Annotated in this window: 23 protein-coding genes; 18 read left to right on the top strand and 5 right to left on the bottom strand. The window is 65.1% G+C overall.

The window, feature by feature from the left end; translation table 11 throughout:
- Positions 1-25: 25 nt before the first annotated feature.
- From rplU to CAG33_RS13900, 5 genes are all read left to right on the top strand, one after another.
- Entirely contained in the window at positions 26-337 is a 312-nt protein-coding gene (rplU, locus tag CAG33_RS13920) for a 50S ribosomal protein L21 (protein ID WP_003228361.1), read from the top strand.
- A 35-nt stretch (positions 338-372) separates the two neighbouring features.
- Entirely contained in the window at positions 373-630 is a 258-nt protein-coding gene (gene rpmA, locus CAG33_RS13915; protein WP_085584170.1) for a 50S ribosomal protein L27, read from the top strand.
- A gap of 193 nt (positions 631-823) precedes the next feature.
- Entirely contained in the window at positions 824-2,047 is a 1,224-nt protein-coding gene (cgtA, locus tag CAG33_RS13910; protein WP_085584172.1) for an Obg family GTPase CgtA, read from the top strand.
- Between the two features lie 123 nt (positions 2,048-2,170).
- Positions 2,171-3,289: a glutamate 5-kinase gene (gene proB, locus CAG33_RS13905; RefSeq protein WP_085584174.1), complete on the top strand. Its 1,119-nt coding sequence runs from the start codon at positions 2,171-2,173 to the stop codon at positions 3,287-3,289.
- An 11-nt stretch (positions 3,290-3,300) separates the two neighbouring features.
- A complete protein-coding gene (locus CAG33_RS13900) occupies positions 3,301-3,765 on the top strand; it encodes a CreA family protein (protein WP_085584176.1) in 465 nt (154 codons plus the stop codon).
- A 165-nt stretch (positions 3,766-3,930) separates the two neighbouring features.
- Here CAG33_RS13900 and rpsT read toward each other — a convergent pair whose 3' ends face one another.
- A complete protein-coding gene (gene rpsT, locus CAG33_RS13895) occupies positions 3,931-4,203 on the bottom strand; it encodes a 30S ribosomal protein S20 (RefSeq protein WP_085584179.1) in 273 nt (90 codons plus the stop codon).
- Positions 4,204-4,455: 252 nt separating this feature from the next.
- Here rpsT and murJ point away from each other — a divergent pair, with 252 nt between their 5' ends.
- The 6 genes from murJ to ispH all read left to right on the top strand — a co-directional run bounded on the left by murJ (position 4,456) and on the right by ispH (position 11,936).
- The gene (gene murJ / locus CAG33_RS13890) at positions 4,456-5,994 is read left to right on the top strand and encodes a murein biosynthesis integral membrane protein MurJ (protein WP_085584181.1); all 1,539 of its coding nucleotides are present in this window, start codon (positions 4,456-4,458) and stop codon (positions 5,992-5,994) included.
- Positions 5,995-6,123: 129 nt separating this feature from the next.
- Positions 6,124-7,062 carry a bifunctional riboflavin kinase/FAD synthetase gene (gene ribF, locus CAG33_RS13885; protein ID WP_085584183.1) on the top strand — a complete coding sequence of 313 codons (939 nt, stop codon included), beginning with the start codon at positions 6,124-6,126 and terminating at the stop codon, positions 7,060-7,062.
- 13 nt (positions 7,063-7,075) lie between these two features.
- A complete protein-coding gene (ileS, locus tag CAG33_RS13880; RefSeq protein WP_085638867.1) occupies positions 7,076-9,907 on the top strand; it encodes an isoleucine--tRNA ligase in 2,832 nt (943 codons plus the stop codon).
- A complete protein-coding gene (gene lspA, locus CAG33_RS13875) occupies positions 9,900-10,412 on the top strand; it encodes a signal peptidase II (RefSeq protein ID WP_085584187.1) in 513 nt (170 codons plus the stop codon). The genes ileS and lspA overlap by 8 nt, the downstream gene beginning before the upstream one ends.
- On the top strand, positions 10,405-10,857 hold the full coding sequence (gene fkpB, locus CAG33_RS13870; RefSeq protein ID WP_085584189.1) for an FKBP-type peptidyl-prolyl cis-trans isomerase: 453 nt from the start codon (positions 10,405-10,407) through the stop codon (positions 10,855-10,857). Before lspA ends, fkpB begins: the two co-directional genes overlap by 8 nt.
- A 134-nt stretch (positions 10,858-10,991) precedes the next feature.
- Positions 10,992-11,936, top strand: coding sequence for a 4-hydroxy-3-methylbut-2-enyl diphosphate reductase (gene ispH, locus CAG33_RS13865; RefSeq protein WP_085584191.1), 945 nt, complete (start codon positions 10,992-10,994; stop codon positions 11,934-11,936).
- Here the strand turns inward: ispH and CAG33_RS13860 are convergent.
- The gene (locus tag CAG33_RS13860) at positions 11,893-12,462 is read right to left on the bottom strand and encodes a GspH/FimT family pseudopilin (protein WP_085584313.1); all 570 of its coding nucleotides are present in this window, start codon (positions 12,460-12,462) and stop codon (positions 11,893-11,895) included. The two genes, ispH and CAG33_RS13860, sit on opposite strands and share 44 nt — an antisense overlap.
- A 140-nt stretch (positions 12,463-12,602) precedes the next feature.
- Between CAG33_RS13860 and CAG33_RS13855 the strand changes: the two genes are divergently transcribed.
- The 7 genes from CAG33_RS13855 to thiO are packed head-to-tail and all read left to right on the top strand — an operon-like array spanning position 12,603 to position 19,371.
- Positions 12,603-13,076, top strand: coding sequence for a GspH/FimT family protein (locus tag CAG33_RS13855; RefSeq protein WP_085584193.1), 474 nt, complete (start codon positions 12,603-12,605; stop codon positions 13,074-13,076).
- Positions 13,073-13,522, top strand: coding sequence for a type IV pilus modification protein PilV (pilV, locus tag CAG33_RS13850; RefSeq protein WP_085584195.1), 450 nt, complete (start codon positions 13,073-13,075; stop codon positions 13,520-13,522). Before CAG33_RS13855 ends, pilV begins: the two co-directional genes overlap by 4 nt.
- Positions 13,519-14,232, top strand: a complete 714-nt coding sequence (locus CAG33_RS13845) for a PilW family protein (protein ID WP_085584197.1) — start codon at positions 13,519-13,521, stop codon at positions 14,230-14,232. The genes pilV and CAG33_RS13845 overlap by 4 nt, the downstream gene beginning before the upstream one ends.
- A 10-nt stretch (positions 14,233-14,242) precedes the next feature.
- The gene (locus CAG33_RS13840) at positions 14,243-14,722 is read left to right on the top strand and encodes a PilX N-terminal domain-containing pilus assembly protein (RefSeq protein WP_085584199.1); all 480 of its coding nucleotides are present in this window, start codon (positions 14,243-14,245) and stop codon (positions 14,720-14,722) included.
- On the top strand, positions 14,709-17,798 hold the full coding sequence (locus CAG33_RS13835) for a pilus assembly protein (RefSeq protein ID WP_085638864.1): 3,090 nt from the start codon (positions 14,709-14,711) through the stop codon (positions 17,796-17,798). The genes CAG33_RS13840 and CAG33_RS13835 overlap by 14 nt, the downstream gene beginning before the upstream one ends.
- A 14-nt stretch (positions 17,799-17,812) precedes the next feature.
- Entirely contained in the window at positions 17,813-18,214 is a 402-nt protein-coding gene (locus CAG33_RS13830; protein WP_085584202.1) for a type IV pilin protein, read from the top strand.
- Positions 18,215-18,270: 56 nt separating this feature from the next.
- A complete protein-coding gene (thiO, locus tag CAG33_RS13825) occupies positions 18,271-19,371 on the top strand; it encodes a glycine oxidase ThiO (protein ID WP_085638861.1) in 1,101 nt (366 codons plus the stop codon).
- Positions 19,372-19,452: 81 nt separating this feature from the next.
- Here thiO and CAG33_RS13820 read toward each other — a convergent pair whose 3' ends face one another.
- Genes CAG33_RS13820 through CAG33_RS13810 form a run of 3 tightly spaced genes read right to left on the bottom strand, consistent with a single transcriptional unit; the run spans position 19,453 to position 22,605 of the window.
- A complete protein-coding gene (locus CAG33_RS13820) occupies positions 19,453-20,796 on the bottom strand; it encodes a sigma-54 dependent transcriptional regulator (RefSeq protein ID WP_085632283.1) in 1,344 nt (447 codons plus the stop codon).
- The gene (locus CAG33_RS13815) at positions 20,793-22,382 is read right to left on the bottom strand and encodes a PAS domain-containing sensor histidine kinase (RefSeq protein ID WP_085638858.1); all 1,590 of its coding nucleotides are present in this window, start codon (positions 22,380-22,382) and stop codon (positions 20,793-20,795) included. Before CAG33_RS13815 ends, CAG33_RS13820 begins: the two co-directional genes overlap by 4 nt.
- Positions 22,372-22,605, bottom strand: a complete 234-nt coding sequence (locus CAG33_RS13810) for a PP0621 family protein (RefSeq protein WP_085584210.1) — start codon at positions 22,603-22,605, stop codon at positions 22,372-22,374. Before CAG33_RS13810 ends, CAG33_RS13815 begins: the two co-directional genes overlap by 11 nt.
- Positions 22,606-22,706 lie beyond the last annotated feature (101 nt).

Raw genomic sequence — 22,706 nt, 5'->3', positions numbered from 1 at the left:
TGAGCAGGATTATCGGAGAAATACCATGTACGCAGTAATCGTTACCGGCGGTAAGCAATACAAAGTCGCTGAAGGTGAATACCTGAAGATCGAAAAACTGGAAGTCGCCACCGGCGAATCCGTGACCTTTGACCGCGTTCTGCTGGTCGCCAACGGCGACGACGTGAACATCGGCGCACCTGTTGTTGCTGGCGCAACCGTCAAGGCTGAAGTGATCTCCCAAGGTCGTCACGATAAAGTCCGCATCATCAAGTTCCGTCGCCGTAAGCACCACATGAAGCGTATGGGCCACCGCCAGTGGTTCACCGAGATCAAAATCACCGGTATTCAGGCTTAATTTCAGCCTAATTCCTCACTAGGAGAATTGAACTCATGGCACACAAAAAAGCTGGTGGTAGTACCCGCAACGGTCGCGACTCAGAAGCCAAACGACTTGGCGTGAAGATGTACGGCGGCCAGGCCATCAAGGCCGGCAACATCATCGTGCGTCAGCGCGGCACCCAATTCCACGCTGGCTACGGCGTTGGCATGGGCAAGGATCACACCCTGTTCGCGAAAATCGAAGGCGTGATCAAGTTCGAAGTAAAGGGCGCTTTCAACCGCCGTTACGTGAGCGTTGTCGCAGCCTGATTGCGAGAATGCTGGAGAAGCCCTGTCTTGCGACGGGGCTTTTTCGTTTGTGGGATGAGTCTCTTGCAAAGCTGTTTGTATGGGCTGTCGGCGTGCGATGCGGGTCGTGTATTGGGGTCGCTGCGCTCATCTTTGCAAGAGTCTTATGTCTTGATTGTTTTTCGGCTCGTCCGTACGGCGAGAGGCGTTGGTTATGAAGTTTGTTGATGAAGTATCGATCCGCGTGAAGGCGGGTGACGGCGGCAACGGGTGCATGAGCTTCCGTCGCGAGAAGTTCATTGAGAACGGCGGTCCGAACGGCGGTGACGGCGGTGACGGCGGTTCCATCTACATGATGGCCGACGAAAACCTCAACACCCTGGTGGACTACCGTTACACCCGGCATTTCGATGCCGAGCGCGGCTCCAACGGCGGCAGCACCGACTGCACCGGCAAGAAGGGCGAAGACCTGATCCTGCGCGTGCCGGTCGGCACCACGGTGATCGACTCGTCCACCCAGGAAGTGATCGGCGACCTGACCAAGTCCGGTCAGAAGCTGCTGGTGGCCCATGGCGGCTGGCACGGGCTGGGCAACACCCGCTTCAAGTCCAGCACCAACCGCGCGCCGCGCCAGACCACGCCGGGCAAGCCGGGCGAGCAACGCGACCTGAAGCTGGAAATGAAAGTGCTGGCCGACGTCGGCCTGCTGGGCTTGCCGAACGCCGGCAAGAGCACCTTCATCCGTTCGGTGTCGGCCGCCAAGCCGAAAGTCGCCGACTACCCGTTCACCACGCTGGTGCCGAACCTGGGCGTGGTCAGCGTCGACCGCTGGAAGAGCTTCGTCATCGCCGACATTCCGGGGCTGATCGAAGGTGCATCCGACGGCGCCGGCCTGGGCATCCGTTTCCTCAAGCACCTGGCGCGCACCCGTCTGCTGCTGCACCTTGTGGATATGGCGCCGCTGGACGAAAGCAGCGCGGCGGATGCGGCGGAAGTGATCGTCAACGAGCTGACCAAGTTCAGTCCTTCGCTGGCTGAGCGCGACCGTTGGCTGATCCTGAACAAGTGCGACCAGATCCTCGAGGAAGAGCACGAGGCTCGGGTCAAGGAAGTGGTCGAGCGCCTGCAGTGGGAAGGTCCGGTCTACGTGATCTCGGCCATCGCCAAAGAGGGCACCGAGCGCCTTACCCGCGACATCATGCGTTACCTGGAAGACCGCGCCGACCGTCTGGCCAATGATCCGGCCTACCAGGAGGAGCTGGCCGACCTCGATCAGCGCATCGAAGACGAAGCTCGTGCCCAGTTGCAGGCCCTGGATGACCAGCGCGCTCTGCGCCGCAGCGGCGTGAAGTCGGTCCATGACATCGGCGACGATGATTGGGACGAGGAAGACGTGGATGACGACGACGGTCCGGAAATCATTTACGTGCGCGACTGATCCGTTGCAGTAAACTTAAGCGCCGCTCAATCGAGCGGCGTTTTGGTATCTGGAAAACGGTAGCCACAAATAACGTCACGGGCGGCGCTGGGTCGCGCTGCCCTCAAGCTAAGGTTGAAGATGATGCGGAGCAAGGTGACAGGTGCGCAGCGTTGGGTCGTGAAGATCGGCAGCGCTTTGCTGACGGCTGACGGCAAGGGGCTGGATCGTGCGGCAATGGGTGTCTGGGTCGAGCAGATGGTGGCCCTGCACGAAGCGGGCGTGGAGCTGGTGCTGGTGTCCTCCGGGGCGGTGGCGGCCGGCATGAGCCGTCTGGGCTGGAGCGCACGACCCAGTGCGATGCACGAGCTCCAGGCGGCCGCCGCCATCGGCCAGATGGGGCTGGTGCAGGCCTGGGAGTCGAGCTTTGCCGAGCATGGCCGGCATACCGCGCAGATCCTCCTGACCCACGACGACCTGTCCGACCGCAAGCGCTACCTGAACGCCCGAAGCACCTTGCGCGCGCTGGTCGAGCTGAAGGTGATCCCGGTGATCAACGAGAACGACACCGTGGTCACCGACGAGATCCGCTTCGGCGACAACGACACCCTGGCGGCGCTGGTGGCCAACCTGGTGGAGGCGGACCTGCTGGTGATCCTGACGGACCGCGACGGCATGTTCGATGCCGACCCGCGCAGCAATCCGGATGCGCAGCTGATCTACGAAGCCCGTGCCGACGATCCGGCGCTGGATGCGGTGGCGGGCGGCACCGGCGGTGCGCTGGGGCGCGGCGGCATGCAGACCAAGCTGCGGGCGGCGCGTCTGGCGGCGCGTTCCGGTGCGCACACCATCATTGTCGGCGGGCGCCTGGAGCGGGTGCTGGATCGCCTCAAGGCGGGTGAGCGTATCGGCACGCTGCTGTCGCCGGAGCGCGGCATGCTGGCGGCGCGCAAGCAGTGGCTGGCCGGGCATCTGCAGACCCGCGGCACGCTGGTGCTGGACGACGGGGCGGTGTCGGCTTTGTCTCAGGGCAACAAGAGCCTGCTGCCGGTCGGCGTCAAGTTGGTGCAGGGCAGTTTCCGCCGCGGCGAGATGGTGGTCTGCGTGGCGCCGGACGGTCGTGAGATCGCCCGTGGCCTGGCCAACTACAGCGCCCTGGAGGCACAGAAGATCATCGGTCAGTCGTCGGATGCCATTGTCGGCCTGCTGGGCTACATGGCCGAGCCCGAGCTGGTTCACCGTGACAACCTGATTCTGGTTTGAGGATGCGTGCGATGCGGATTGCAAAAGGACTGTTGGGGTTGCTGATGGCGTTGCCGTTGGCGGTCTCGGCCGAGGAGATCGGCCAGGTGTCGACCGTGTTCAAGTTCGTCGGCCCCAACGACCGGATCGTGGTCGAGGCGTTCGACGATCCCAAGGTCGACGGTGTGACCTGCTACCTGTCCCGTGCCAAGACCGGTGGGGTGAAGGGCGGCCTGGGGTTGGCGGAGGATCGCGCCGAGGCGTCCATCGCTTGTCGTCAGGTCGGGCCGATCCGGTTCAAGGGTGAGCTGAAGGATGGCGAGGAGGTGTTCAAGGAGCGCACCTCGCTGGTGTTCAAGACCATGCAGGTGGTGCGGTTCCTCGACAAGAAGCGCAATACCCTGGTGTATCTGGTCTACAGCGACCGCCTGATCGAAGGCAGTCCGCAGAATGCGGTGACGGCGATCCCGATCCTGCCGTGGGCGCCTGCCCAGTAGTCATCCGGAGACTCCCGCAGGGGCTGTGTACGGCACGGAACCTGTGGGAGCCAGCCTGCTGGCGATGGCGGCAGGGCGGGATCGAGCATTTTCTGTGTCCGCATGCGCCAAATCGCAGGCAATAAAAAACCGACCCTTGGGTCGGTTTTTCAGTGACTACGTCGCTTAGGCAGCTGCTTTCAGTGCCTTGACGTGGCCATTCAGGCGGCTCTTGTGGCGAGCGGCCTTGTTCTTGTGGATGATGCCTTTGTCGGCCATACGGTCGATGACAGGCACAGCCAGGGTGTAGGCAGCTTGAGCTTTTTCAGCGTCTTTTGCGTCGATGGCTTTAACTACATTCTTGATGTAGGTACGAACCATGGAACGCAGGCTGGCGTTGTGGCTGCGACGCTTCTCAGCCTGTTTTGCACGTTTTTTGGCGGAAGGTGAGTTGGCCACCGTCGAGCTCCTCGAAAGACTTTTTAGGGAATAGCAAACAAAATAGGCCGCGAATCATGCCGATGAGTTGAAGTCTTGTCAAGGGCGCTTGAGACGTTCCGCTAAGTGGTAGGCATAACGCGACGGGATATTTCATTCCGGCGCATGACCTGTAAACTCGCGAGCTTTGGCTCTGTGCTGTTGCGGCGCGGAGTATCGCACAAGTGGGCGCACAGTTCGCCTGCTGTTTATCGACAGGCACACATTCCTTCAATGAATCTGCTCAAATCGTTGGCCGCCGTCAGCTCTATCACGATGCTTTCCCGGGTTCTCGGGTTTGTCCGCGACACGCTCATCGCGCGCACGTTCGGCGCCGGAATGGCGACCGACGCCTTCTTCATCGCCTTCAAGCTGCCCAACCTGCTGCGGCGGATCTTCGCCGAAGGCGCGTTCTCCCAGGCGTTCGTGCCGATCCTGGCCGAATACAAGAGCCAGAAGGGCGAGGAGGCCACCCGCACGTTCATCGCCTATGTCTCGGGCCTGCTGACCCTGGTGCTGGCCCTCGTCACGGCGCTGGGCATGCTCGCCGCGCCGTGGGTGATCTGGGCCACCGCGCCGGGCTTTGCCGATACGCCGGAGAAGTTCCGCCTCACCTCCGACCTGCTGCGGGTGACTTTTCCTTATATATTGCTGATCTCGCTGTCTTCGCTGGCCGGAGCGATCCTCAACACCTGGAACCGCTTTTCGGTGCCGGCCTTCGTGCCGACGCTGCTGAACGTCAGCATGATCGTGTTTTCGCTGTTCCTGACCCCGTACTTCGATCCGCCGGTCATGGCCCTGGGCTGGGCGGTGCTGGTCGGAGGCCTGGCGCAGCTGCTCTACCAACTGCCGCACCTGAAGAAGATCGGCATGCTGGTGCTGCCGCGCCTGAACCTGCGCGACACCGGTGTCTGGCGGGTGATGAAGCAGATGCTGCCGGCGATCGTCGGGGTGTCGGTCAGCCAAATCTCCCTGATCATCAACACCATTTTCGCCTCGTTCCTGGTGGCCGGCTCGGTGTCCTGGATGTACTACGCCGACCGCTTGATGGAATTGCCGTCCGGCGTGCTGGGCGTGGCGCTGGGCACGATCCTGCTGCCGACCCTGGCCAAGACCTACGCCAACAAAGACCGCCACGAATATTCGCGCATCCTCGACTGGGGCCTGCGCCTGTGCTTCGTGCTGGTGCTGCCGTGCGCGCTGGCGCTGGGCATCCTCGCCGAGCCTTTGACGGTGTCGCTGTTCCAGTACGGTCAGTTCACCGGTTTCGATGCGGCGATGACCCAGCGGGCGCTGATCGCCTATTCCGTCGGCCTGCTCGGGATCATTCTGATCAAGGTGCTGGCGCCGGGTTTCTATGCGCAGCAGAACATCCGCACGCCGGTGAAGATCGCGATCTTCACCCTGATCGTCACCCAGTTGTTCAACCTGCTGCTGATCGGCCCGCTGGCCCATGCCGGCCTGGCGCTGGCGATCAGCGCCGGCGCGTGCCTGAACGCCGGGCTTTTGTTCTATCAGCTGCGCAAGCAGCAGATGTACCAGCCGCAGCCGGGCTGGGCCGCGTTCGGCTTCAAGCTGCTGGTGGCGGTCGCGGTGATGTCGCTGGTGCTGCTGGTCGGCATGCGTTTCATGCCGGCCTGGGATCAGGGGCACATGCTGGAGCGTTTCCTGCGCCTGGGCGTGCTGGTGGTGGCGGGCGTGGTGGCGTATTTCGGCATGCTGCTGCTGTTGGGCTTCCGCCTGCGCGACTTCAACCGCAAGGCGTTGGGCTGAGGTTTCGGCCCCTGCGCTGCGGTTCGGGCCGGCGGTTTTGTCGGCTCGATCACTTTGGGTGACGGTGTTGCCTGTCGTCGGCCGTCGGGTGTGGTTATAATCGGCCACTTTATGAGCAAGAAGCGCGTTATGCAGCTGGTTCGAGGCCTTCACAACTTGCGCCCCCAGCATCGGGGCTGCGTCGCCACTATTGGCAACTTTGACGGTGTGCACCGGGGTCACCAGGCTATCCTGGGCCGGCTGCGCGAGCGTGCGCTCGAGTTGGGCGTGCCCAGCTGCGTAGTGATTTTCGAGCCGCAGCCCCGGGAATTCTTCGCCCCGGACACAGCGCCGGCACGCCTGGCCCGGCTGCGGGACAAACTGCAGCTGCTGGCCGCCGAAGGCGTCGACCGAGTGCTGTGCCTGGCGTTCAACCAGCGCCTGAGCAAGCTCAGCGCCAGCGAGTTCGTCGACACCATCCTCGTGGACGGCCTCGGCGTGCAGCACCTGGAGGTCGGCGACGATTTCCGTTTCGGCTGCGACCGTCTCGGCGATTTCGATTTCCTGCTGCAGGCCGGCCAGGTGCACGGTTTCACCGTGGAGGCCGCGCAGACCGTCGAGCTGGACGGCCTGCGGGTCAGCAGCACCCAGGTGCGCAACGCGCTGGCCGCCGCCGATTTCGCTCTGGCCGAACGTTTGCTCGGCCGTCCGTACCGGATCGCCGGCCGCGTGCTGCACGGCCAGAAACTGGCCCGGCAACTGGGTACGCCCACAGCCAACATTCAGCTCAAGCGCCGTCGCGTGCCGTTCACCGGGGTCTACCTGGTCGACGTCGCCATCGACGGCAAGACCTGGCCCGGCGTCGCCAACATCGGCGTGCGGCCCACGGTGCAAGGTGACGGCAAGGCCCACCTTGAAGTCCATCTACTCGATTTCGCCGGCGATCTGTACGACCGGCGCCTGACGGTGGTTTTCCACCAAAAGCTGCGTGAAGAGCAGCGTTTCGCCTCCCTGGAGGCACTGAAAACGGCGATCAACGCGGATGTCGCCGCCGCCCGTGCACTCGCCGCACCTAGCGCCCATCGCTAATGAAGAGCCTTAAATGACCGACTATAAAGCCACGCTAAACCTTCCGGACACCGCCTTCCCAATGAAGGCCGGCCTGCCACAGCGCGAACCGCAGATCCTGCAGCGCTGGGACAGTATTGGCCTGTACGGAAAGTTGCGCGAGATTGGCAAGGACCGTCCGAAGTTCGTCCTGCACGACGGCCCTCCGTACGCCAACGGCACGATCCACATCGGTCACGCACTGAACAAGATTCTCAAGGACATGATCATCCGCTCGAAGACCCTGTCGGGCTTCGACGCGCCGTACGTGCCGGGCTGGGACTGCCACGGCCTGCCGATCGAGCACAAGGTCGAAGTGACCCACGGCAAGAACCTGGGCGCGGAAAAGACCCGCGAACTGTGCCGCGCCTACGCGTCCGAGCAGATCGAAGGCCAGAAGAGCGAGTTCATCCGCCTCGGCGTGCTGGGCGACTTCGCCAACCCGTACAAGACCATGGATTTCAAGAACGAGGCCGGTGAGATCCGCGCCCTCGCCGAAATCGTCAAGGGCGGTTTCGTGTTCAAGGGCCTCAAGCCCGTGAACTGGTGCTTCGACTGCGGTTCGGCCCTGGCCGAGGCGGAAGTCGAATACGAGAACAAGAAATCCTCGACCATCGACGTGGCGTTCCCGATCGCCGACGAGGCCAAGCTGGCCGCCGCGTTCGGCCTGGCGTCGCTGGCCAAACCGGCCGCCATCGTGATCTGGACCACCACCCCGTGGACCATCCCGGCCAACCAGGCGCTGAACGTCCACCCGGAATTCAACTACGCCTTGGTCGATGTCGGCGACAAGCTGCTGGTGCTGGCCGAAGAGCTGGTGGAGTCGTGCCTGTCCCGTTACGGTGTAGAAGGCACCGTGCTGGCCACCGCGCCGGGTTCGGCGCTGGAGCTGATCAACTTCCGCCACCCGTTCTATGACCGCCTGTCGCCGGTGTACCTGGCCGACTACGTGGAGCTGGGCGCCGGCACCGGCGTGGTTCACTCCGCTCCGGCCTACGGCGTGGACGACTTCGTGACCTGCAAGAAATACGGCATGGTCAACGACGACATCCTCAACCCGGTGCAGAGCAACGGCGTCTACGCACCGTCGCTGGAATTCTTCGGCGGCCAGTTCATCTGGAAGGCCAACCCGGCCATCGTCGACAAGCTGAGCGAAGTCGGTGCGCTGCTGCACACCACCGTCATCGACCACAGCTACATGCACTGCTGGCGCCACAAGACCCCGCTGATCTACCGCGCCACCGCGCAGTGGTTCATCGGCATGGACAAGCAGCCGACCGCCGGCGACACCCTGCGCCAGCGCTCGCTCAAGGCTATCGAAGAGACCAAGTTCGTGCCGGCCTGGGGCCAGGCGCGTCTGCACTCGATGATCGCCAACCGTCCGGACTGGTGCATCTCCCGTCAGCGCAACTGGGGCGTGCCGATCCCGTTCTTCCTGAACAAGGAAAGCGGCGAACTGCACCCGCGCACCGTCGAGCTGATGGAAGAGGTCGCCAAGCGCGTCGAAGCCGAAGGCATCGACGCCTGGTTCAAGCTGGACGCGGCCGAACTGCTGGGCGATGAAGCGCCGCAGTACGACAAGATCAGCGACACCCTCGACGTCTGGTTCGACTCGGGCACCACCCACTGGCACGTGCTGCGCGGCTCGCACCCGATGGGCCACGAGACCGGCCCGCGCGCCGACCTGTACCTGGAAGGTTCCGACCAGCACCGCGGCTGGTTCCACTCCTCGCTGCTGACCGGCTGCGCCATCGACAACCATGCGCCGTACCGCGAGCTGCTGACCCACGGCTTCACCGTGGACGAGGCGGGCCGCAAGATGTCCAAGTCCCTGGGCAACGTGATCGCGCCGCAGAAGGTCAACGACACCCTGGGCGCCGACATCATGCGCCTGTGGGTCGCTTCCACCGACTACTCCGGCGAAATGGCGGTGTCCGAGCAGATCCTGCAGCGCAGCGCGGACGCCTACCGGCGCATCCGCAACACCGCGCGCTTCCTGCTCTCCAACCTGACCGGCTTCGATCCGGCCACCGACCTGCTGCCGGCCGAAGACATGCTGGCGCTGGACCGCTGGGCGGTGGACCGCACGCTGATGCTGCAGAACGAGCTGAAGGAAAGCTACGGCGAATACCGTTTCTGGAACGTCTACTCCAAGATCCACAACTTCTGCGTGCAGGAGCTGGGCGGCTTCTACCTCGACATCATCAAGGACCGCCAGTACACCACCGGCGCCGACAGCAAGGCCCGCCGTTCGTGCCAGACCGCGCTGTTCCACATCTGCGAGGCGCTGGTGCGCTGGATCGCGCCGATCCTGGCGTTCACCGCCGACGAGCTGTGGCAGTACCTGCCGGGCGAGCGCAACGAATCGGTGATGCTCAACACCTGGTACGAAGGGCTGACCGAACTGCCGGAAGGCTTCGAGCTGGGCCGTGCCTACTGGGACCGCATCATGGAAGTGAAGGTCGCGGTCAACAAGGAAATGGAGATCCAGCGCGCGGCCAAGGCCGTCGGCGGCAACCTGCAGGCCGAAGTGACCCTGTTCGCCGAGGATGCCCTGAGCGCCGACCTGGCCAAACTGAGCAACGAACTGCGCTTCGTGCTGATCACCTCCACCGCCGCCGTCGCGCCGTTCACCCAGGCGCCGGCCGATGCGGTGGCCACCGAAGTCAGCGGCCTGAAGCTGAAGATCGTCAAGTCGAACCACACCAAGTGCGCCCGTTGCTGGCACTGCCGTGAAGACGTCGGCGTGAACCCGGAGCATCCGGAAATCTGCGGCCGTTGCGTGGACAACATCAGCGGCGCCGGCGAGGTGCGTCACTATGCCTAATGCCGTGGGCCGTTTCGGACGGCTGGGCTGGCTCTGGTTGAGCGTGCTGGTGCTGGTCATCGACCAGGCCAGCAAGTTCTACTTCGAAGGCAAGCTCGAAATGTTCCAGCAGATCGTGGTCATTCCCGACTACTTCAGCTGGACCTTGGCCTACAACACGGGCGCCGCGTTCAGCTTCCTGGCGGACAGCTCCGGCTGGCAGCGCTGGCTGTTCGCGCTGATCGCCATCGTGGTCAGTGCGGTGCTGGTGGTCTGGCTCAAGCGCCTGGGCCGCAACGAAACCTGGCTGGCCGTCGCCCTGGCGCTGGTGCTGGGCGGTGCGCTGGGCAACCTGTATGACCGCATCGCCCTGGGCCATGTGATCGACTTCATCCTGGTGCACTGGCAGAACCGCTGGTACTTCCCGGCGTTCAACTTCGCCGACAGCGCCATCACCGTGGGTGCGGTGATGCTGGCACTGGACATGTTCAAATCCAAGAAAACCGAAGAGGCCGTTCATGACTGAACAGGTATCGGCCGTGCAACGCATCGGCCAGAACACCGAAGTCACCTTGCACTTCGCATTGCGCCTGGAGAACGGCGACACCGTCGACAGCACCTTCGACAAGGCCCCGGCGACCTTCAAGGTCGGCGACGGCAACCTGCTGCCGGGCTTTGAGGCGGCGCTGTTCGGCTTCAAGGGCGGCGACAAGCGCACCCTGACCATCGAGCCGGAGAACGCCTTCGGCCAGCCGAACCCGCAGAACGTGCAGGTCATCCCCCGTTCGCAGTTCACGGGCATGGAGCTGTCGCCCGGTCTGCTGGTGATCTTCAACGATGCGGCCAATACTGAATTGCCGGGCGTGGTGAAGGAATTCGACGACGCGCAAGTGACCGTCGATTTCAACCACCCGCTGGCCGGCAAGACGCTGACCTTCGACGTGGAAATCATTTCCGTCAAGGCGCTCTGAGTCATCGGGCAGTGACCGTGCGGGAGCGGGCAGGCTCGCTCCCGTCGTGTTCTTCCCCATTCGAAGGGGACTTTCCCCTTTGAATGGTTTTTACTGTATTCGCAATTTCTTGCGCGCAAGGCACGAGGCACAGCATGCAAATCAAACTCGCCAACCCCCGTGGCTTCTGCGCTGGCGTGGACCGGGCGATCGAAATCGTCAACCGCGCCCTGGAAGTGTTCGGGCCGCCGATCTACGTGCGCCATGAAGTGGTGCACAACAAGTTCGTGGTCGAAGACCTGCGCAGCCGCGGCGCGGTCTTCGTCGAAGAGCTGGATCAGGTGCCGGACGACGTCATCGTGATCTTCAGCGCCCACGGCGTCTCCCAGGCCGTGCGCAGCGAAGCCGCCGGCCGCGGCCTCAAGGTGTTCGACGCCACGTGCCCGCTGGTGACCAAGGTGCACATCGAAGTGGCGAAGTACAGCCGCGACGGGCGCGAATGCATCCTGATCGGCCATGCCGGCCACCCGGAAGTCGAAGGCACCATGGGCCAGTATGACGCCAGCAACGGCGGCGCGATCTACCTCGTCGAGGACGAGCAGGACGTCGCCGAACTGCAGGTGCGCAACCCAGACCGGCTGGCCTTCGTCACCCAGACCACGCTGTCCATGGATGACACCAGCCGCGTCATCGACGCCTTGCGCACCCGGTTCCCGGCCATCGGCGGCCCGCGCAAGGACGACATCTGCTACGCCACGCAAAACCGTCAGGACGCGGTCAAGCAACTGGCCGACGAGTGCGATGTGGTGCTGGTGGTCGGCAGCCCGAACAGCTCCAACTCCAACCGCCTGCGCGAACTGGCCGAACGGATGGCCACCCCGGCCTACCTGATCGACGGCGCCGAAGACCTGCAAGAGGCCTGGTTCGAAGGCGTCGAGCGCATCGGCATCACCGCCGGCGCCTCCGCCCCGGAAGTGCTGGTGCGCGGCGTGATCCAGCAGCTGCAGGCCTGGGGTGCTACCGGCGCCGACGAGTTGGCCGGGCGTGAGGAGAACATCACGTTCTCGATGCCGAAAGAGCTGCGCGTCCGTTCGATCTGACGCCCTGCGCCTTGCCGCACAGCGCCTGCTCGGCCTTTTCGCCGGCCAGGCGCACGCGGCCGCTCGCCGCCAGCACGATCTGCCATCGGCTGACCGGCTCCCGGGCCGAGCAAATGTGCAGCTTCCCCGCCTGAAACGACCTTCCGGGCATCAGCGGCTGGCCCAGGCCGCTGAACCGCACATAGCGGCTGACCCACCAATTGCCGACGACCGGCACCTTCCCGTCGCTCGCATGCTCGACCAGCAGCGGATTGCCGCTGTCCTCCGGCCCCTTGCCGCTGTTGTCCAGAATGATCCGCCAGCCCCGGCCCCAGTCGCCGTCGATGCCGTGCATCACCACGGTCCGGTTGTGCGTGATGGCCAGCGTGCGGGCGTTGCGGATGCCTTCGAGCAGAGACCGCGCCGCCTGTTCCTGGCGGCTGGACTCCGTGAGCGCGGCGAACGCCGGGCCGACCAGCGACAGAACAATTGCGCCGATCGCCAGTCCCATGAGCAGTTCGACCAGGCTCAGGCCCCGTTGCGGCATGACAGGTTGCGGCATGAAGGCTCCCTCCGTGGAGCAGGTGCGCGGCGCCTCCCGGCGTCGGGCAGGGCAAATCGGCCGACGCCGGCCGGCCGGATGTTCTAGCGTGTATCAGGTATAGCCGACGGCTACGGAGGGCATCGATGGATCGTTGTACAAAAGGTTTCACGCTGGTCGAGCTGCTGGTGGCGGTCGCCGTGTTCGTGGTCCTGGTCACGATGGCGGTGCCCGCGTTTACACGGTCGGTGCAGGGCAGCAAGGCCGACACCGAAGTCGGCGACCTGCAGCGGGCCCTCAACTATGCGCGACTCGAAGCGATTGACCGCGGCGTGACCACACGGATCCGGCCGACCGCCGGCGGCAGCGTTTGGACTGGCGAGTTGTCGGTCTACGACAGCACGGGGACACCGGCCAATGTATTGCGGGTTGTTCCAGCGATGAGCAGCGGGGCGACTCTGACGCTAACCTCAGGAGTGAGCGCGCTGGATTTCAACAATCTGGGCGGGCTGGCGGCGCCGTCGACGGCGGTGGTCATCAGCTACACGCTGGGAACGCAAAGCAGGACGCTGAACGTGTGTCTGAACGGACGAATCCAATTGGGTGGAAGCTGCGGATGAGGGCAGGGAGCAAGGGTGCACAGGAGGGCATGACGCTGATCGAGGTGCTGGTCGCGTTGCTGATTCTGACGGTCGGGTTGCTGGGGGCGGCGGCGGTTCAGCTCAATGCGCTGAAATACACCGACAGCTCGCGGATGGCCAGCCAGGCCAGTTTCATCGCCTACGACATGATGGACCGGATCCGCGCCAATTCCGCGGCCGACTACACCGTCACGCCGCCGGCCTCGGGCAACCTGAGCGTGGCCCGGGACCAGGACCTCTACGACTTCGCCACCAATATCACAGGTTTCGGCGGGCCCACCGCCACCGGCACCATCACGCTGAACCAGCGGGTGTACACCATCACCATCACCTGGAGCGATGCCCGGGCCGCCAACGCCGCGACCGCCCAGCGCAGCTTCGTGCTCACCAGCCGCGCCGCCGTCGATCCGGTGGCCACGCCATGAAGCGCCGCAATCTCGGGTTCGGCCTGATCGAACTGCTGGTCGCCCTGGCGTTGGGGCTGATCGTGGTGCTGGGCGTGGTGCAGATCTTCATCGCCGCGAAAAACACCTACGCCAGCCAGAACAGCGCCGCCGCCATGCAGGAGGACGCGCGCTTCGTGCTGAGCAAGATGATCCAGGAGATCCGCATGGTCGGGATGTTCGGCTGCCTGGGCACGATCACCGACTCCAGCTCCGCCGGCGATTTCAACGCCAGCCAGATCGCGCCGATCAGCTGGGACAACGCCAACCTCAAGCTGACCCTGGTCACCGCCGATGTCGGCGGCAGCGGCGGGACGCCGACCTGGACGGTGCTCTCCGATTGCCGCAACAGCGCCACGGCCTACACCGGCGTGCGGGCCGCAGCGTCCGGACAGATCGCGTTCCCGATCCGACGCCTGGTCTACAGCTTCAGCAACAACCAGATACTCATGGGCACCGGCAGCGGCTCGCCGACCCAGTCGGCGCTGGTCAACAACGTCAGCGCCTTCAGCGTCATGTTCGGCCTGGCGGCGTCCGCCACGGATGTCGCGGCCTCCACCTACAGCAGCAACCCCAGCGACCCGGCCCGCATCCGCAGCGTGCGCCTGAGCCTGACCCTCACCGACCCGAACAACCGGGTGCGCAGCCAAACCTTCAACGTGGTTGCCGCCTTGCGCAACCGCCTGCAATGAGGGCCGGCCGATGACGATCCCTTTCCGTCCCCCGCAGGCGCAGCGCGGCATGGTGCTGTTGGTCAGCCTGGTGTTCCTGCTGCTGTTGACCCTGATCGGACTGTCGTCGATGCAGAGCGCCAACCTCCAGGAAAAGATGGCCGGCAGCGTCAGCCTGCGCAACCAGTCGTTCCAGGTGGCCGAAGCGGCGCTGCGCATCGGCGAAAGCGCGGTGCAGCTCGACAGCTATTCGCTGGCGGTGTGCGCCACCACGGCCCAGTGCGCGCCGCCGGCGGAGTCCTCGACGGTCAGCGCGGCGGGGCTCAACGCCTCGTCCGGGGTCACCTGGATCGCCGCCGGCAGCGGGTTCTACGGCGTGCAGAACATCGGCACCACCCTGACCGCCGTCAATGTGCCGAGCAACACCTCGGCGACGCTGTACCGGGTCACGGCCGTCGGCATCGCCGGCACTTCGCGCAGCGTGGTGGAGAGTGTCTATGCCAAGTACTGAACCGCGCCGGCCATGGCGGGCCCTGTTGGCCGGGCTGTTGCTCGGCGGGTATCTGGCGGCGCCGGCCTACGCCTTCACGCCGTCCGACTCGCCGCTGCTGAGCGCTGCGGCGGTGCCGCCGAACGTGATGTTGCTGATCGACGATTCGGGGAGCATGAACAGCATCATCTACGCGGCGGGGTTCGATCCGACGGTGGATCGCACGCCGGCCAAGCAGTGCAATGCCTTCGCAGGCCTGTGCCTGAGCTCGACGGCGATCACAGGCGACTCGGTGTTCCTGTCGAGCCTGCCCACCTCGGGTTGCTCCGGCGGGGCCTACGCGTTCTACAACAACTCGCTGACGCCCCTGTGCCTGAAGCTGCCGGATCCGGTGGGCAGCGGCAACACGCGCTATTCGGGCGACTACATCTCTTACGTGGTCGGGTTGGCCAACGGCAGCAACCGCGACTTCACCACGGGCGCGATCCCCAACGACTACCGGATCAACGTCGCGCGCAACGTGTCCACCGCGCTGGTCACCAGCAACCGCTCCCTGCGCATCGGCCTGGCGACGTTCAACCCGGCCACCAACAACAACCCCGGCAACGGCGGCTACATCGCCCGTTCGGTCAGCGACCTGTCGCCGGTGTCCGGCAGCGTCACCCAGGCCCAGGCCGACAGCAACTACAACGCCCTGATTTCTTCGATCAACGGCTTGAGCGCCGTGGCCAACACGCCGCTGGCGGAGACCTACTACGAAATCACCCGTTACATGCGCGGCCTGGCGCCTTACTACAACAGCACGCCGAACACCTACACCAGCCCGATCCAGTACCGCTGCCAGAAAAACTACGGGGTGGTGATCACCGACGGCTTGCCGACCTACGACCGCACCTTCCCGAACAACGATCCTCTGGGCGGCAACCGCTTGCCCAACTGGGACGGGGTCAACAACGACGGCGACAACCTCAACGGCGACGGCGAGGGCGATACGCTGTACCTGGACGACATCGCCAAGTTCGCCTTCGACATCGACATGCGCTCCACCGGCACCGACGCGGCGGGCAAGAGCTGGAACGCGGCGGACTTCCCCAAGCAGAACATGAACACCTACACCGTGGGCTTCACCGCCGCCAACGACATGCTGTCGGACGCCGCCGGCTACGGCCAGGGCAAGTACTACCAGGCCACCGACAGCGCCGGCCTCAACACTGCGCTGTCCGCCGCGCTGAGCGACATCACCTCCAAGGCCGGCTCCGGCGGCAGCGGGGTCACCAGCGGCAACACCCTGGCCAGCGGCACCAGCTACTTCCAGACCAGCTACGACCCCAAGGACTGGCGCGGCACCATCAAGTCCTTCGGGTTCACGTCGACCGGCGCGGTGAACACGTCGACGGTGCTGTGGAGCACCGACACGGCCATCGTGCCCAGCGCCACGGCACCGACCTACCAGTCCTGGAACACCACGACCAACGCCGCCGTCACCCTGGCCTTCGGCAATTTCTCGGCCGCCCAGCAGACCGTCCTGGGCCAGGGCCTGCCCACCGGCATCAGTGGCAGCGATCTGGTGGAATGGAGCAAGGGCACCAACAAAGCCGGCCTGAAGGTGCGCAGCGTACTGCTGGGCGACATCATCAACTCGCCGCTGGTGCTGGCGTCGCCCTCGGAGAAAACCGCGTCCGACCTGTCGGGCGACACCTCCTACAGCACGTACCTGACCGCCAAGGCGGCGAACATGAACGCCAGCCTGGTGGTGAACGGCAACGACGGTTTCGTCAGCGTCATCAACTCGGCCAACGGCACCCGGCGCTATGCCTACATGCCGTCCAGCGTGCTGCCGTCGCTGCGTCTGATCGCCGATCCGACCTACATCAACGGCGTCGGCCACAAGTTCCTGGTGGACGGCCAGGTCGGCGTGTACGACGCGCAGTTCGGCACCGCCTGGAAAACCCTGGCCATCGGCGGTACCGGCGCCGGCGGCAAGACCTTTTACGGGCTGCAGTTGTACGACGCCTCGGCGGGCAACGTGATCAAGGGGCTGTGGGAAGTCAGCGCGCCGTCCACCGCCAGCGCATCGAACGTGTTCAACGATCTGGGCTACGCCTATGCCCGGGCGGAAGTGGCGCGTCTGGCCGACGGGCGCTGGGCGGCGTTCATCGCCAACGGTTACGGCAGCAACTCCGGGGTGGCGGCGCTGTATGTGCTGGATGTGCGCGACGGTTCGTTGATCCGCAAGATCGTGATCGACGCCACCGAGACCACCAACGGCCTGTCGTCGGTCAAGCTCAAGGTCAACTCGCAGAACGTGGTGCAGGCCGCGTACGGCGGCGACCTGAAGGGGCGCCTGTGGAAGTTCGACCTGAGCGCCGCCTCCAGCGACAGCTGGGGCTTGGCGTTTTCCGGCAAGCCGCTGTTCACCACGGCGGGCGGGGCGACCCAGCCGATCACCGCGCAACCGTTGCTGGCGGACAATTCCCTGGGCGGCAAGCAGGTCTTCGTCGGCACCGGCAAGTTCAACGAAACCACCGACAAGACCAACAAGGACCTGCAGGCGTTCTATTCGGTGTGGGACGCCGAGGGCGGCTCGGGGCAGTTGACGGTGAGCAGCCTGCAGGCCCAATCCATCACGGGCACCTTCTCGGGCAGCTCAGGTCAGTTCGTCACCACCTCCCAGAACGACACGACGTATCCGGCGGAGAAAGGCTGGTACTTGCCGCTGGTGTACAACAACGTGCTGACCGGCGAACGGGTGATCAACCAGGCCAGCCTGGTGCTGGGCCGGATCGTGTTCACCACCGCCAGCGTCGACACCACCGACCCGTGTTCCAGCTTCGGCACCGGCAAACTCATCGAACTCGAGGCGTTCAGCGGTAAGATGCTCAACTACGCGGTGCTCGACACCAACGCCGACGGCGTGGTCGACACCAACGACACGATCTCCAGCGGCGTGGTGTTCAGCGGCGGCATTCCGACCCTGAACGCCATCGTCAACGGCGCGAGCCGCAAGGTCGTGAACGATTCCAGTGGCACCATCACCACGCTGGTGGAAAAATCCGGCGGCGGCAGCCGCCGCATCATGTGGCGGCAACTACAGTGAGCGAGAACCGAGGCATGCGCAGAACCCACCGAGGCTTCACCCTGATCGAAATCATGATCGTGATCGCGATCATCGGTATCGTCATCACCATCGGCTATCCGAGCCTCACCGAGTACGTGAAGAAGGGACGCCGTGGCGAAGTGGTGTCGCTGCTGTCGGAGCAGGCGCAGATCCTCGAGCGCTTCTACTCGAAGAACAACGTCTACACCAATGTCACCGGCCTGAGCGCCGGCAACGATTTCTACACCCTCACGCCGACGATCACCGACCAGACCTTCCTGCTGACGGCGACGCGCAAGGCCGGCACGGCGATGGCCACCGACAAGTGCGGGGACTTCACCCTCACCAACACCGGCGTGAGAAGCATGAACAACGCGACCACCGGGCTGACCACCAAGGATTGCTGGGGCCGCTGAGCCGCTTTATCGGGGCGCCCTTTGCGCCCGCTGTCTATTTAACGGTTGGAACAGAGATGACCAGGCAACAGCAAGTGGTGATTGTCGGTGGCGGGGTGATTGGCCTGCTCACCGCGTACAACCTCGCCAACGAGGTGGGCAGCGTGGTGCTGCTGGACCGTTCGGACCTGGGGCGGGAATCGTCCTGGGCCGGCGGGGGCATCGTTTCTCCGCTCTATCCGTGGCGCTACAGCCCGGCGGTGACCGCCCTGGCGCATTGGTCGCAGGATTTTTATCCACAGCTGGGCGAGCGCCTGTTCGCCGCCACCGGCGTCGACCCTGAAGTGCACACCACCGGCCTGTACTGGCTGGATCTGGACGACGAGGCGCAAGCGCTGGCCTGGGCCGAGCGGGAAGGGCGCCCGCTGCGGCCTGTGGATATCTCGGCGGCCCATGACGCGGTGCCAGCCCTGGGCGGCGGGTTCTCCCGGGCCGTCTACATGGACGACGTGGCCAACGTGCGCAACCCGCGCCTGGTCAAATCGCTGAAGGCGGCGTTGCAGGCACTGCCGAACGTCAGCATCCGCGAGCAGTGCGAGGTCGGCGGCTTTGCGCGCGAAGGGGGGCGGGTGGTCGGCGTAGAGACCCCTGCGGGCGTGATCCGGGGCGATCAGGTGGTGTTGTCCGCCGGCGCCTGGAGCGGCGAGCTGCTCAAGACCCTGGATCTGACGCTGCCGGTGGAGCCGGTCAAGGGGCAGATGATCCTCTACAAGTGTGCGGCGGATTTCCTGCCGAGCATGGTGCTGGCCAAGGGGCGCTATGCGATCCCGCGCCGCGACGGGCATATCCTGATCGGCAGCACGCTGGAGCACGAAGGGTTCGACAAGACGCCGACCGACGTGGCCTTGGCCAGCCTGAAGGCTTCGGCGGTGGAGTTGCTGCCGGCGCTGGCCGACGCCGAGGTGGTGGGGCATTGGGCCGGCCTGCGGCCGGGCTCGCCGGAAGGCGTTCCCTACATCGGCGCCGTGCCGGGCTTCGAGGGGCTGTGGCTCAACTGCGGGCATTACCGCAACGGGTTGGTGCTGGCGCCGGCGTCGTGTCAGCTGTTCGCCGATGTGATGCTGGGGCGGGCGCCGATCATCGATCCGGCGCCGTATGCGCCTGCGGGGCGGATCTAGCCGGCATTCGCGGCGTCGGCGATCCGACGAAGGCGTCACTCAAGGCACCGCAGGACACGACAGTTGCTCCCATAAGGGGCCTCAGTCCAGCCCCAGTTTCTTGAGGCGGTAGCGCATCGAGCGGAACGACAGGTTCAGGCGTTGCGCCGCCGCCGTGCGGTTCCAGCGGGTCTCCTCGAGCGCTTGCAGGATCAGCTTGCGCTCGACGTTTTCCAGGTAGTCCTCCAGGTTGTCGATCTGCGTCAGGTCGGCGAGGCCGCCCTCGGCCGCGCAGTTGCCCTCGCTCAGGCGCAGGTCGTCGGCTTCGATCATGCGGTTCTCGCACAGGGTATGCGCCCGTTCGAGGACGTTCTCCAGCTCCCGCACGTTGCCCGGGAAGCGGTAGTTCTTCAGGGCCTCGAGCGCTTGCGGGTGCAGGCGCGCCACGGGCTGGCCGGTGCTGGTGGCCAGGCGCTTGAGCATCTGGCCGGCCAGCGCTTCGATGTCGTCGCGCCGCTCGCGCAGGGACGGCACCCGCAGTTCGATCACGTTCAGGCGGTAATACAGGTCCTGGCGGAAGCGTCCGGCGGCGACCTCGGCGTCCAGATCCTTGTGCGTGGCGCAGAGGATGCGCACATCGACCACGGTTTCCTGCTGGCCGCCGACGCTGCGCACGGCCTTTTCCTGGATCGCCCGCAGCAGCTTGACCTGCATCGACAGCGGCAGGTCCGCCACCTCGTCGAGAAACAGCGTGCCGCCGTGGGCCGCCTGGAACAGGCCGGGCTTGTCCTCCACCGCGCCGCTGAAGCTGCCTTTGCGGTGGCCGAAGAATTCGCTCTCCATCAGTTCAGACGGAATCGCCCCGCAATTGACCGGCACGAACGGTTGGCCGGCCCGCGGCCCTTGTTCGTGGATCAGGCGCGCCACCAGCTCCTTGCCGCTGCCGGACTCGCCGCTGATGTACACCGGCGCCTGGCTGCGGGCGAGCTTGTCGATCTGCTTGCGCAGGTCGCGCATGGGCGGGGAGTCGCCCAGCAGCCGCCGTTCGATCGACGTGACGCCGCCCGCCGCCGGCACGCGCAAGGCGCTGGCGACCAGTTCGCGCAGGCGCGCAAGGTCCACCGGTTTGGTGAGGAAGTCGAAGGCCCCGGCCTTGAGGGCGTTGATCGCGGTTTCCAGGCTGCCGTAGGCGGTGATCATCGCCACCGGCAGCTGTGGATAACGTTGCTGGAGGTGCTGCACCAGCTCAAGCCCGGTGCCGTCGGGCAGGCGCATGTCCGTCAGGCACAGGTTGAAGGCCTCGCGGTGCAGCAGCGCCCGGGCCTCGGCCAGGTTGCGTGCGCTGAAGGTGTCGAGTTTCATCCGTCCCAGGGTGATTTCCAGGAGTTCGCGGATATCCGGCTCGTCGTCGACGATCAGGACTTTTTGCCGTGGGCTCGTAGTCAACTTTGTTTCCGTCCGTGAGCAAAGGTGATGCGAAAGCAGCCGCCGCCTTGGCGTGGTTTGAAGTCTAGGCGCGCTTGATTGCTTTCGCACAGCTCACGGGACAGATAGAGCCCAAGGCCGGTGCCCTGGCTGCTGGTGGTGAAGAACGGTTCGAACAGGTGCGCCTGCTGGTCGGGCGCCACGCCCGGGCCGTTGTCCTGCACGTGCAGCACGGCCTGGCGGGATTCGGGGTCGAGGGACAGTTCCAGCCAGACTTCGGCCTGCTCGTGCAGCGCGCCGCTGTGGCGCCAGCCGTTGCGCACCAGGTTGTCGAGGACCTGGGTCAGCTGGTCGGGATCCATCAGGGTACGCAAATCGCCGGCGCCGATGTGCACGTGCAGTGACTGACGGGCGGTCGCCTGCTCGCGGGTCTCGGCGACGAAGCGCTCCAGCCAGGGCTTGAGATCCAGCCGCTGCGGTTCGCTTTGCTGGCGGCGGGACAGTTGCAGGACGTTCTCGATGACTCGGTTCATGCGCTGGGAGTGGTCTTGGATGATCTGCGTCAGACGCCGGTCTGCGCCGTCGAGTTCCTCGGACTCGCCCAGCAGCTGCGCCGCATGGCTGATGGCGCCCAGCGGGTTGCGGATCTCGTGGGCGATGCCGGCGGTCAGGCGCCCGAGCGCGGCCAGCTTCAACTGCTGGGCCTGTTGGGCGATCTGCGCGAGGTCTTCGAGGAACACCAGGGTCTGGCGTCCCGGGCTCTGCTCCAGGGCGATGAAGCTCGGTTGCAGCACAGGGCCTTCCCCGGGCATCTTCAGGCTTTGGGGGCGCAGGCTGGGGTTGCTCAGCCACAGTTGCAGGCGTTCGACCAGCCCCGGCGCGCAGTCGTCGATCAACAGCCCTTCGAGGTGCTGTCGGCCCAGCAGGGCCTGGGCGCTGTGGTTGGCCAACTGGATGCGGCGCTGTTCGTCGAACACCAGGATGCCGGTGCGCATGCGTTGCAGGATCAGGGCGTTGAGGGCCTCGAGGCCTTCCACCTCGCTGGCGCGGCGCTCGGCCAGGTGCTCGCTGAACTCCAGGCGCTGCATCAGGCCCTGCACCAGCAGGGACGCCGCGAAGCACAAGGCGCCGAGGGTGCCGGCCTGGAGGTAGTCGTTGGGGCTCAGGGGATGGTCGAAACTGAGCAGGAAGCTCAGGGCGACGATGCCGAGGGCGCCGACGGCGGCGATCAGCAGGCCTATCCGTCGGCGCAGCAGGGTATTGCTGATGGCCACCGAGACGATCAACAGGTTGCCCAGGGAGCTCGCCACGCCGCCGGCCGCGTAGAACAGGCCGCAGAGCAGCAGGATGTCGGTCAGCGCCAGGCCGAACAGCTGCGCCGGGCGGCGGATGTTCTCCAGGAACACCACCAGGAGGATGTTCAGCACCAGGTACAGCCAACTGCCGCTGCGCAGCAGCTCGTCGTCGGCCGAGGTGAGCAGGCGGTTGTCCATGTTGCTGGAAATCAGCAGCACCAGGGTGATGCCGACGCTCAAGCGATACAGATGATAGAGGCGCAGCAGGCGCTGGGCCTGCTTGCCGGAAGCGTCGGCGGTCTCAGCGACCACTGGAGCCGGGGCCTTGCTCCAGGTGCGCCTGGCTGCAGTACCACTGCTGCTCAAGGCTCAGGGCACGGTCGCGGGGCAGGTGCACGCCGCAATGGGCGCAGCGCACCATGGGCGCGGCGTCCTGTTCGCGGGGAGACTGGGCGGGGGAGGCGGGGGCCTTGATCTTGCGCCAGAGCCAGACGGCGGCGGCGATCAGGGCGATCCAGAACAGTAAACGAAGCATGATGGGCGGCTTTTCGGCTAATGATCCGGCAGTTTAGCCAAGGAGTCCGTCGGCCGCACAGCCCCGTCAAACGCGGCAACGAAAAAGGGAGATCCGAAGAT

This window comes from Pseudomonas sp. B3(2017) (assembly GCF_002113595.1).
In the GTDB taxonomy this organism is placed as follows: domain Bacteria; phylum Pseudomonadota; class Gammaproteobacteria; order Pseudomonadales; family Pseudomonadaceae; genus Aquipseudomonas; species Aquipseudomonas ekonensis.
The sequence above is the reverse complement of the archived record's forward strand: the minus strand, read 5'-3'. Positions and strand labels throughout refer to the sequence as shown.